This is a genomic window from Sulfurimonas sp. (genome assembly GCF_027056685.1).
Lineage (GTDB): Bacteria > Campylobacterota > Campylobacteria > Campylobacterales > Sulfurimonadaceae > Sulfurimonas.
Map to the genome: position 1 here is coordinate 1 of NZ_JALUKE010000124.1, position 10544 is coordinate 10544.

At 33.0% G+C, this 10544-nt stretch carries 7 protein-coding genes; 4 read left to right on the forward strand and 3 right to left on the reverse strand.

What is annotated here, in order from left to right; genetic code table 11:
- Positions 1–441 precede the first annotated feature (441 nt).
- From MVY38_RS05490 to MVY38_RS05505, 4 genes are read left to right on the forward strand one after another with little or no spacing between them, the layout of a single operon-like run.
- Entirely contained in the window at positions 442–2754 is a 2313-nt protein-coding gene (locus MVY38_RS05490; protein WP_297484162.1) for an FIST N-terminal domain-containing protein, read from the forward strand.
- Positions 2755–2805: 51 nt separating this feature from the next.
- A complete protein-coding gene (locus tag MVY38_RS05495) occupies positions 2806–4485 on the forward strand; it encodes an EAL domain-containing protein (protein WP_297484164.1) in 1680 nt (559 codons plus the stop codon).
- Positions 4486–4515: 30 nt separating this feature from the next.
- A complete protein-coding gene (tgt, locus tag MVY38_RS05500; RefSeq protein ID WP_297484166.1) occupies positions 4516–5634 on the forward strand; it encodes a tRNA guanosine(34) transglycosylase Tgt in 1119 nt (372 codons plus the stop codon).
- Entirely contained in the window at positions 5618–6826 is a 1209-nt protein-coding gene (locus MVY38_RS05505) for a class I SAM-dependent rRNA methyltransferase (RefSeq protein WP_297484168.1), read from the forward strand. Before tgt ends, MVY38_RS05505 begins: the two co-directional genes overlap by 17 nt.
- Here MVY38_RS05505 and hrpB read toward each other — a convergent pair.
- Genes hrpB through MVY38_RS05520 form a run of 3 tightly spaced genes read right to left on the reverse strand, consistent with a single transcriptional unit; the run spans position 6823 to position 10307 of the window.
- Positions 6823–9345 carry an ATP-dependent helicase HrpB gene (gene hrpB, locus MVY38_RS05510; RefSeq protein ID WP_297484170.1) on the reverse strand — a complete coding sequence of 841 codons (2523 nt, stop codon included), beginning with the start codon at positions 9343–9345 and terminating at the stop codon, positions 6823–6825. The two genes, MVY38_RS05505 and hrpB, sit on opposite strands and share 4 nt — an antisense overlap.
- A complete protein-coding gene (locus MVY38_RS05515; RefSeq protein WP_297484172.1) occupies positions 9326–9814 on the reverse strand; it encodes a DnaJ domain-containing protein in 489 nt (162 codons plus the stop codon). The genes hrpB and MVY38_RS05515 overlap by 20 nt, the downstream gene beginning before the upstream one ends.
- Before the next feature lie 10 nt (positions 9815–9824).
- Positions 9825–10307: a haloacid dehalogenase gene (locus MVY38_RS05520; RefSeq protein ID WP_297484173.1), complete on the reverse strand. Its 483-nt coding sequence runs from the start codon at positions 10305–10307 to the stop codon at positions 9825–9827.
- Positions 10308–10544: the final 237 nt, after the last annotated feature.

Here is a 10544-nt window from a genome sequence, read left to right on the forward strand (position 1 = left end):
CTGCAATAAAAGAGATAGCAGTAGAAGATTAACTAAATTTGAGGAAGTTTAATAAAACTGTATTTGTTGCTATAACAATACAAATCAAACAAAGAGGTAAAACAAAATGAAAAACAAACTAAGACAAATAGCTAACAGAGTATTTAACAATAAAATAGAATTTGACATATTAAAGTATTTGGTAATATAAAAAGTATTTCTAATTACCGTGTAATAACAGAAGAAATTGATGCAATTAAGAAAGAATTTAGTGATATAAAAATTCATCTTGTTGATTCCATATCTATTACTTCATCTGTTATAGGCTATTTATGTAAATTAACTAGTTCAGGATGTAATGTAGAACTTTATATTGCAAATAGTGGACTCTACGATTTATTAGATGATTTAAACCTTCTTCAAACATTGAATGTGCAACGCATCACAGCATAAAAAGAACTTATGACTACGAATGTATATACTGTAAAAAAAAGTGATTTTTCTACGCTAATCTCAGATGAAAAAATAGAACAAATCAATAGTAGTTCTTCCATTTTAATTCAGGTATTTTCTGGGGAAGATGAAGAGGAAATACATAAGATTTTAACTTTTTTAAATCAGACATTTCCAAATAGTATCATTATTAGCTCATCAACAGATGGAGAAATAGCTAACAGCGATGTTCTAACATATAGTAGTGTCATTTCTATTTCTACTTTTATAGATACAAATTTAGAAATTGCTTATGCCTATACACCAGATAGTTTTAATACAGGTGCAAAACTGGCAAAAAAAATAGTTACTAAAGATACAAAGTTACTAATAGCTTTTGCTAATGGTTTAAAATGTAATGGCGAAGAATTATTAGATGGAATTTATTCTGTTCATCCAAAGCTGATGGTAGCAGGTGGTCTCAGTGGTGACAATTCCAAATTTCAACGCTGTTTTGTCGGCATAAACAACAAACTCTATGATGAAGGAGCAGTAGTTGTAGCACTAAATTCTAAAACTTTACAAGTCAATAATTTTTATAGTTTTGGATGGCAAACTATTGGTTTAAAACATACAATTACAAAAGTAGAAAAAAACCGTGTTTATACTATTGATAATCTAACTACAGTCGCATTTTATAAAAAATATTTAGGAGAAGATATTGCAAATTCATTACCAGAAACAGGTATAGAGTTTCCTCTTATTCTGGAGAGCAGAGGCTTTAAAAAAGCACGGGCAGCTACTGCAATGTATGATGATGGGAGTCTTAGTTTTGCCGGTAATATTGAAGAAGGTACAGAAGTTTATTTGGGTATAGGTGAGGCTGAAGCAATTTTATCAAATCCTTTACATAGACTTGGAAAACTCAATGTTGAATCTTTTTTTATATACTCCTGTATGGCACGTCGTCGTTTTCTACCTCATCGTATAGTAGAAGAGATAGAACCTTTTGCAAAGTTAGCACCAACAAGTGGTTTTTTTACTTATGGCGAATTTTATACACATAAAAAACCAGAATTATTAAATCAAACATTAACAGCAATAGCTCTATCTGAGTCAACAGAGAAAAAAAGCAATCGTCCAATTTATAAATCTACAAAGACAAATACTTCAGACAGAACATTTCAGGCTCTACGCCATATTCTAAATATCACTTCACAAGAGCTTCACACACAAACACTTGTTCAAAGAAAAATCAACAATGAACTTGAAGCAAAGACTGCAACACTTCAAGCCATCCAGCAGATGGCAAACCTTGGAAGTTGGGAACTTAATCTTAAAACCATGCATATATTATGGTCTGATATGAATTATAAAATCTACAATATAGACAAAGAAGATGGTGCTCCCTCTTATAAAGAATTTATAAATATGGTTATTCCTGAAGATAGAGAAAAATTTCTTAAAATTCAAGATAAATTATACGATGGTAAAATTCATTCTATTGAGATACGAGTACTTCGTAATGATGGTAAGATTATATATATACTAGAGAGTGGAAAATTAATTTTGCATAATGGCAAGCCCATAAAAATAGTTGGAACTTCTCTAGATTTAACAAACATAAGAGTACAAGATTCACTTCTGATACAACAAGCAAAATATGCACAAATGGGTGAAATGATAAATATGGTAGCTCACCAATGGAGACAACCTTTAAATGCCATTAGTGCTGCAGCTATAAAGCTAAATATTCAGAGTCAAATGGATATTTTAACAGAAGAAGAGATAACTAGCACCTCAAACTTTATAGAAGAGATGACTCAAAAAATGTCTCAAACTATCAATGATTTTATGAATTTTACAAAACCTACAAACAAAAAAGAGTCTATTATCTTTAATGAAATATTTCAAGATATTTTTAATATTATTGGAACACAACTTAGTAATCATAATATCAAAGTCAATATCAACATTGAAACAGAAAAGCAATTATATACTTATAAAAAAGAGCTAGAGCACATACTTATAAATATTATAGGTAATGCAAGAGATGCTTATGAAAATGTGGATATTGAAACTAAAGAGATTAGTATTAGAGCATATGTAAAAGATAAGCAATTTATCATCAAAATTTCTGATAATGCAGGTGGAATAGATGAAGCTATAATAGACAGAATTTTTGAGCCTTACTTTACAACAAAAGAGACAAACAAAGGTACTGGTCTTGGTCTTTATATGAGTAAAAAAATTTTACAAGACCATTTAAGTGGTGATATATTTGCAGACAATGAAGACAATGGTGCAGTATTTACAATTATAATGGATATGAAAGATGAATAGTTATTTTTCAGAAATTTCTAAAACACTCAATATCTTAAAGGTTTTGACAAAATGAAAAAACTAAAAGAGTTAGTATGTAACTTCAATGTACTCTATGTAGAGGATGAAAAAGCATCAAGAGAACAGGTGGGTAGCATATTTAAACTACTGTTTCATTCTCTTGATATAGCCTTTGATGGTGAAGATGCTCTTCAAAAATATCAACCAAAACGGTATGATATAGTAATTACAGATATTAATATGCCAAGAATGGATGGAATTGAACTTATTAAAAGAATAAAATCACAGAACCCTTCACAAAATATTATTATTATTTCTGCACATAATAATTCTGATTATTTACTCCAAGCAATTAATCTCGGCATTGACAACTTTATTATTAAACCTATTCAAATAGAACAACTCTCACTTGTTTTAACAAAAATAGCACAGTTAATCCATGCTGAAAAAATTTCAAAACAGTACCAACAAGAACTTGAGAAAGAGCTAAAAGAGAAAACTACAATATTATCAAACCAACTTATTACAGATGAGCTAACAGGCTTACCAAATAGAAATGCTCTACTTAAATTAGCCAATACAAACAACAACATACGCACAATGTTACTCATCAGTATTGATAATTTTGATAATATAAATATTACATACGGCTACGATAACAGTGATATACTCATTCAAAAAATTGCACATTTTTTAAAATCTAAAATGTTAAAAGAGACAAAATTATACAAAGTAAACTCAAATGAATTTGCTATTGTTTCTTTTGAAAAATCTCTAAAAGAGATGAATGTCTTTGCACATTTTTTACAACAAAATGTAGAAGAACATACAATTAAATTCAACAATATCTCTACAAAAGTCAGCATAACAATAGCCATAACAGAGGGCGTTGACTGCCTTTTAAAAAATGCACATATTGCACTAAAAGAAGCTCAAGAGATGGGACAAAATCGTATTAATATATACAAAAAAAATTCTTCAATTGAACGCCTACAATTAAAAATTCAAGAGTATATGCCTCGATTGAGAAAAGTTATTGCAAAAAAACATATTGTTCCCTATTTTCAACCAATAGTAAATAATAAAACCAAAAAAATTGAAAAATATGAGTGTTTAGCTAGAATAATAAATGATAAAGGAGAGATTGAAGTCCCTTTAAATTTTATTGATATTGCGGAGATGACTGGAATGATTCCAGATATTACAAGGATTATGATAGATAAATCATTCCAAATATTTCAAAACAATGATTTAGAATTTTCAATTAATATTAGTGAATATGACTTAAATGATGGATATTTACAAGAATATTTACAAAAAAAGCTTTTAGAGTACAATATCAATACTTCAAGAGTTATACTTGAAGTACTTGAAGGAATTAGTGCCATAGGTGCAAAAAGAAGTTTAGAACAGTTACTTAATCTCAAAGCAGATGGTTTTGGAATTGCCATAGATGATTTTGGAGTACAAAATTCTAATTTTGAAAGAGTACACTCTATGCAGGTTGATTACATTAAAATCGATGGAAGTTTTATTAAAAATATTTATAACAATCCAAAAAGTTATATGATAGCCAAAACTATTAGTGAATTTGGAAAAAGTATAGGTGCAAAAATTATTGCAGAGTATGTCCACTCAAAAGAGGTACAAGATATTGTAATCGACTTAGACATTGAGTATTCCCAAGGTTATTATTTTTCACCACCACAAAAAACACTCTTGAAAAATTAGCTATAATTACAAAAAAATTGGATTTTATATATGAAATTTACTTTAGAAGCTACAAGTGGTAAGGCTCGTGCTGCTACCATTAAAACTGCACATTCAACTGTAAAAACACCTGTCTTTATGCCTGTTGGTACTGTTGGAAGTGTTAAAGCACTCGATGTTCATGATGTTTTAGATATGCTCGGTGCTGAGATAATCTTAGCAAACACTTACCATATGTACCTGCGTCCAGGCGATAAAACAGTCGCAAAAATGGGAAAACTTCATGGCTTTACACGCTACCCTAAAAGCTTTTTAACAGATAGTGGTGGTTTTCAAGCATTTTCTCTCTCTGACATCTCTAAACCAAAAGCAGACGGTATAGAATTTCGCTCTCACATTGATGGAAGTAAACACTTTTTTACTCCTAAAAAGGTTATAGATATTCAACATAATTTAGGTTCAGATATTATGATGATTTTAGATGACTTGGTTGCGCTTCCTGCGACACAAGAGCGTATTAAATTAAGTATTGAGAGAACTACTGCATGGGCAGAGGAGTCCATAAACTACTTCCGTCAAAAACAAAAAGAAGGAGTCGGCGTTGATCAAAATATTTTTGCTATCATTCAAGGGGGAACGGACAGAGCTTTTCGTACAAAAAGTGCTACGGAGTTGTGTGCCTTAGATTATGATGGTTTTGCTATTGGAGGGCTCTCTGTTGGTGAGCTTAACAATGAAATGTACGACACAGTAGAGCATACAACGCAATATATGCCGCAAGATAAACCTCGCTATCTTATGGGTGTGGGAACACCAGAAGACCTTATAGAAAATATTGAACGAGGCATCGATATGTTTGACTGCGTTATGCCAACAAGAAATGCAAGAAATGGAACGCTTTTTACCTCTTTTGGAAAGATGAATATTAAAGGTGCAAAATTTAAAGAAGACCCTCTTCCAATAGACCCAGAGTGTCAATGTATAACCTGTAAAACATATAGCCGTGCATACATAAACCACCTTTTTCGTGCTCGTGAAATCACCTACTTTCGTCTTGCAACCATTCATAATCTCCACTACTATCTCAACCTTATGAGAGAAATTCGTGAGGCTATTTTAGAAGATAGATTTGCTGAATATAAAAAAGAGTTCTATGCAAAACGAAGCTAGAGAAATAACACTAACAGTAAAAGCAGACTATGTTTCAGCCTATAAAAGTGGCTACCCTTTACTCTCAAAAGAGTCCATTTTAGATTGGGAAAAAGTAGAACAAGAGGGAAGCATTCTCACTCTTGTAGATACAAAAAACAAATTTGTCGCAAAAGCGTACTATGGCATCCAAAATAAAGGCTATGGGTGGATTTTATCTTTGGATAAAGAGGAAAAAATAGATACTGCCTACTTTAGTAAAAAAATCACTGATGCCATTGCATATAGAGAGGATTTTTTCAGTGATGTAACAACTACTGCGTTTAGAGTATTTAATGGCGAGGGAGATGGCATTGGTGGTTTGACTATTGACTACTTTGATGGCTACTATCTTGTTACTTGGTACTCTCTTGGCATCTACAAACTGCGAAATAAGATTTTAGAAGCACTCCAAAAAAGTGTTTCGTTTAAGGGAATTTACCAGAAAAAAAGGTTCAATACCAAAGGGCAGTATCTTGATGATGCAGATGATTTTCTCTTTGGAAGCAAAGCTCCCGAACCACTTATTGTAAAAGAGAATGGTGTCAATTTTGCCATATATCTTGATGATGGGGCAATGGTTGGTGTCTTTTTAGACCAAAGAGATGTACGACGCACCATTCGTGATAAATATGCAAAAAACAAAACTTTTTTAAATACTTTCTCCTACACAGGCGCCTTCTCTGTTTTTGCTGCCTTAGGTGGAGCTACAAAAACTACAAGTGTAGATCTGGCTAAACGCAGCCTTGCAAAAACGCAAGAGCAATTTCGCATAAACGCAGTCGATGTCGAGGCACAAGAGATTATAGTCGAAGATGTTTTTCACTACTTTAAATATGCACTACGAAAAAAGTTCCTTTTCGACATAGTCGTCCTTGACCCTCCAAGTTTTGCAAGAAGTAAGAAGCATACCTTTTCAGCATCAAAAGATTATGTAAAACTCTTAAAAGAGGCTATTGGCATCACTAAAAAAGGTGGCATTATAGTAGCATCTACAAACGCAGCGAATTTTGATATGATGCGATTTAGTGACTTTATTTCAAAAGCATTTAAAGAGCTTAAAGGTAAATACAAAGTAGAAGAGAGATTTTCTCTACCAAAAGATTTCAGAGTGCATGAAAAATTCAAAGAGGGAAATTACCTAAAAGTGGTGTTTATTCGTAAGATAAGCTAAGTTTTTCTACCCATATTTTTCTTCGTTTTATTGGTCGCAATAGCCTCAAAAGGGTTCTCTGGCCAGTAGTGCTTTTTGTACTTTCCTCGTAACTCTTTTCTCACCTCAGCGTATGAATTTTTCCAAAAACTTTTCAAATCATAAGTGATTTGTATGGGCGTCATTGCTGGTGTTAAGAGATGCATTTGCAAAGCGTAACTGTTGTTTAGCACTTTTGGTGTCTCCAAAAGTCCAAAAACCTCTTGTATTTTTACCTGCATTGATGGTTTTTGGGCATCACTATAATCTATGCGTATATGAGAACCACTTGGAACTTTTATACTCACAGGAGCCATACTTTGCAAACTCCGTTGTTCTTCCCACGATAAAAGAGATAAAAGCATAGTATAGACATCTAAAGCTTCTAAGGCTTTTATACTTTTTACATCATCAAGATATGGTTCAAACCAAATAGCAAGGCTACTCAGTAATGCTTCATCACTAAAATCCTTAAACCCTGCGTGCTTGTGTAAAAAGTTAGCTCTATGCTTTAGGTTTGTTGCTTTTTTACTCCAGCTAAGCAGCTCTAACCCCTCTTTTTGTATTAACTCTAAAATAAGCTTTTTAAAATCGTGCTTTGCCAAAGATTGACTCGGTTTAGAGTAAAGTTGCAAGCCTAAAAAGTAACTGCTCTGGCGTATATCAAACTTTTTTGCCTCTTTGTTGTAGCTTATAGACTCTTTTTTTACAATAGATGAAGAAAAATACTCTTCTATCTCCTGCATTGTAATGCTCGCTGCAAGTTGTATGGTAGAATCTCTCTCATGTGCATAAAGATGTGCCACCACCAAAAACTCTTCATTAAACAAAGAGTCTTCTGTGTGTAGCACTGCTCCTTTTGCATTACTGAGTATGTATCTATTGTCATGAGCTGCTCTGCGGTGAGCTAATCTATCTGGGTATGCAAAAAGAAGCAAAACAGCAACAATTTCCTGATTTAGCAGGCTATTTTTTTGAGCTACTCTTTGTATGCTTTGTAATTTTTTATAAATAAGTTCTGCTACGTTTAGCACCTCTTTTGCTCTGTGTTTATCTATGTAATCACTCTCAAAATCCTTCTCAAAAAGATGAATAAAACGCGGCAATATATCACTCTCATTTCTCGAATTTTTAAAAATATCTTTTTCACTCAAAAGTGCTGCCAAAAGAGAGGCTTCATACGCATATCCAAAAGCATTTGCTTTTAAAATCATATATGCAAAGCGTGGATGCAGACCTAAACGCAGTGCATCTTTTCCAAACTGCGTAATTTTAAAAGAGGTATCAAGCATCTCCAATTTTTGTAAAAGCTCTTGAGACTTTTCAATGCTACTGCTACTTGGCGTATCTAAAAATTTCAGTTCATCAAACTCATCAACACCCCATAAAGCCAAATCTAACATCAGCGAAGTTAAATCAGCTCTCAGTATTTCAGGCTTACTCGATTGCTGGAGTATTTTTGACTCATGCCAAAGCCTGTAACACTTGCCGTGCGATATGCGTCCTGCCCTACCCGCTCTTTGAATGGCTGCATCTTTTGAAATAAAGGTCATTTGCAAATGATTCATAGCATTTGTATGGTTGTATTGCGATTGTTTCTCCAAACCTGAGTCTATAACAACCTTTACACCCTCAATGGTTAAAGATGTTTGTGCAATATTTGTACTTAAAATAATTTTTCGTTTTTTTGAAGGGCTAATCGCTCTGTCTTGCTCTTTTTTTGAAAGTGAAGAGTAAAGAGGTAAAATTAAAATATTTTTATCTACGCAAGATTGTAAAAGTGCATTTTGCAAGTTTCTAATCTCTTTAACCCCTGCTAAAAAAATTAAAATATCTCCCTCATCCTTTTTTATGGCTTCTAAGGTAATCTTGAGTAGCACTGCGTTTAGAGAGTGAAAATCAGGCTGTTTTGTTTGAATATCTAAGTATGTAGTTGCTACCTCATACATTTTGCCTTTAGCCGTAATGATGGGCACTTCACCAAGAAGAGAAGAGATTTTTGCTGCATTAAGCGTGGCAGACATTATTAAGATTTTTAAATCTTCACGCAGTAACTCCTGAACTTCTAAAGAGAGAGCAAGTGACAAATCAGAGTGAATACTTCGCTCATGAAACTCATCAAAAATAACCATAGCAACATCATCCAGAGTTTGATTACTTTGCAGTTTACGCACTAAAATAGCTTCAGTTACCACTAAAATCTTTGTTTTTTTTGAATAGCAACTATCCATTTTTACCTGATACCCAACACGCTCTCCAAGCGCTTCACCGAGTTGTTTTGCCATTTGAGTAGCAACCATGCGAACAGCCACACGCCTTGGCTCTAGCATAATAATCATCTTATTTCCAAGCCACAATTCGTCCAGTAGTGAAATGGGGACAACGGTACTCTTTCCAGCACCAGGTGGTGCTTCTAAAATAATTGTGGAGTTCTCTTGCAGTGAAGTTTTTAAATCTTCTAAAACCTCATATATTGGTAGTTTAAAGTCCTGATTTTTCATGCTGTTTTTCTTTTTTTATAGCAGCATACGCTTCATTTAACTCCTGCGTTTTTTCTTTAGCAAACTGAAGCATATCCTCAGGCAGACCCCTACTTGCGATGGAGTCATAATGGTACTCTTTTATAAGCCGTCTATAATTTTTTTTGATAGTATCAAGTGAATCATTTGGTGAAGATTCAAGCACCTCATAATATTTTTCTGTGCTGTTAAAAGAAAATTGTGCATTTGAATAACTACTATGAGAATAATCCTGCTGTTTATATTTATAACTACGATAATATTTATAATTTTTACCACTTAAAGTAACCAGACCAAGGACAAAGAAAAAACTAAAAGGAAAAAACAGTATACGAGGTGCAAAGAGTAAAAGTAGCACTCCAACAACAACACTTCCAAAACAGACACCAAGCCACAAAACTTCTAGAAATATACCTAACGCAATAAGAGCAAACCCAAGAATTTTTCTCACATATCTTCCTTTATTTTCGTAGAGTAGCTATGAGACGCTTAGGGTTACTAAAGAGTTCTAAAGCATCTTCAATAGAGCTACAAACCAAATCACTCTCTAAAAGTGTTGCAGTTGCACACCCCTCATCTGCGACAATAGCGATGCCTAACTCCGCAGTTTTTAACATCTGCATATCATTATTTCCATTTCCTACTGCCGCACAAGATGCTGCACCAAGAGTTTTGATAAACTCCGCTTTTTCCACAGTATGATTTTCACCTTTTAACACTTTAACACTCACATCAAAACCATCAAGCTGTTTATGCACACTTCCAAATGTATCTGCTGTAATGACATGCACTTGAAAAAGTTTACTAAGAGATGGCAGCAAATTTTTCACCCCATCCTTTACGATGCCATCTTTTGCCAAAGTACCATTATAATCCAAAACAAGATGTTCAATCGTCATACTTTTATAATTATTTATATCTATTTTTATGCTATTTGTACTCATTTTTATACTCATCCTTATTAGAAACGATATTGTATCGTATTAAGTGCTTCTCTTGTTATTTTAGTGAAAATAGAAATTTGACTTAAGGAACAGATTGTACATTTAATACTCTATATGACAAATAACACACAAAATGTTCAAATAACGACTCAAAAAGTATTAAAAGCACACTTTTTTCTTAAGCTTAGAGAATTAATTTTTTAATTTATCAATATGAAAATTGACCTAAGCCCTATT

Bases quoted from the DNA above. Each gene is read 5' to 3' on its own strand.
- MVY38_RS05505 (WP_297484168.1), top strand. From the start codon at position 5,618: ATGCAAAACGAAGCTAGAGAAATAACACTAACAGTAAAAGCAGACTAT.
- MVY38_RS05495 (WP_297484164.1), top strand. From the start codon at position 2,806: ATGAAAAAACTAAAAGAGTTAGTATGTAACTTCAATGTACTCTATGTA.
- MVY38_RS05490 (WP_297484162.1), top strand. From the start codon at position 442: ATGACTACGAATGTATATACTGTAAAAAAAAGTGATTTTTCTACGCTA.
- hrpB (WP_297484170.1), bottom strand. From the start codon at position 9,345: ATGAAAAATCAGGACTTTAAACTACCAATATATGAGGTTTTAGAAGAT.
- MVY38_RS05520 (WP_297484173.1), bottom strand. From the start codon at position 10,307: ATGAGTACAAATAGCATAAAAATAGATATAAATAATTATAAAAGTATG.
- tgt (WP_297484166.1), top strand. From the start codon at position 4,516: ATGAAATTTACTTTAGAAGCTACAAGTGGTAAGGCTCGTGCTGCTACC.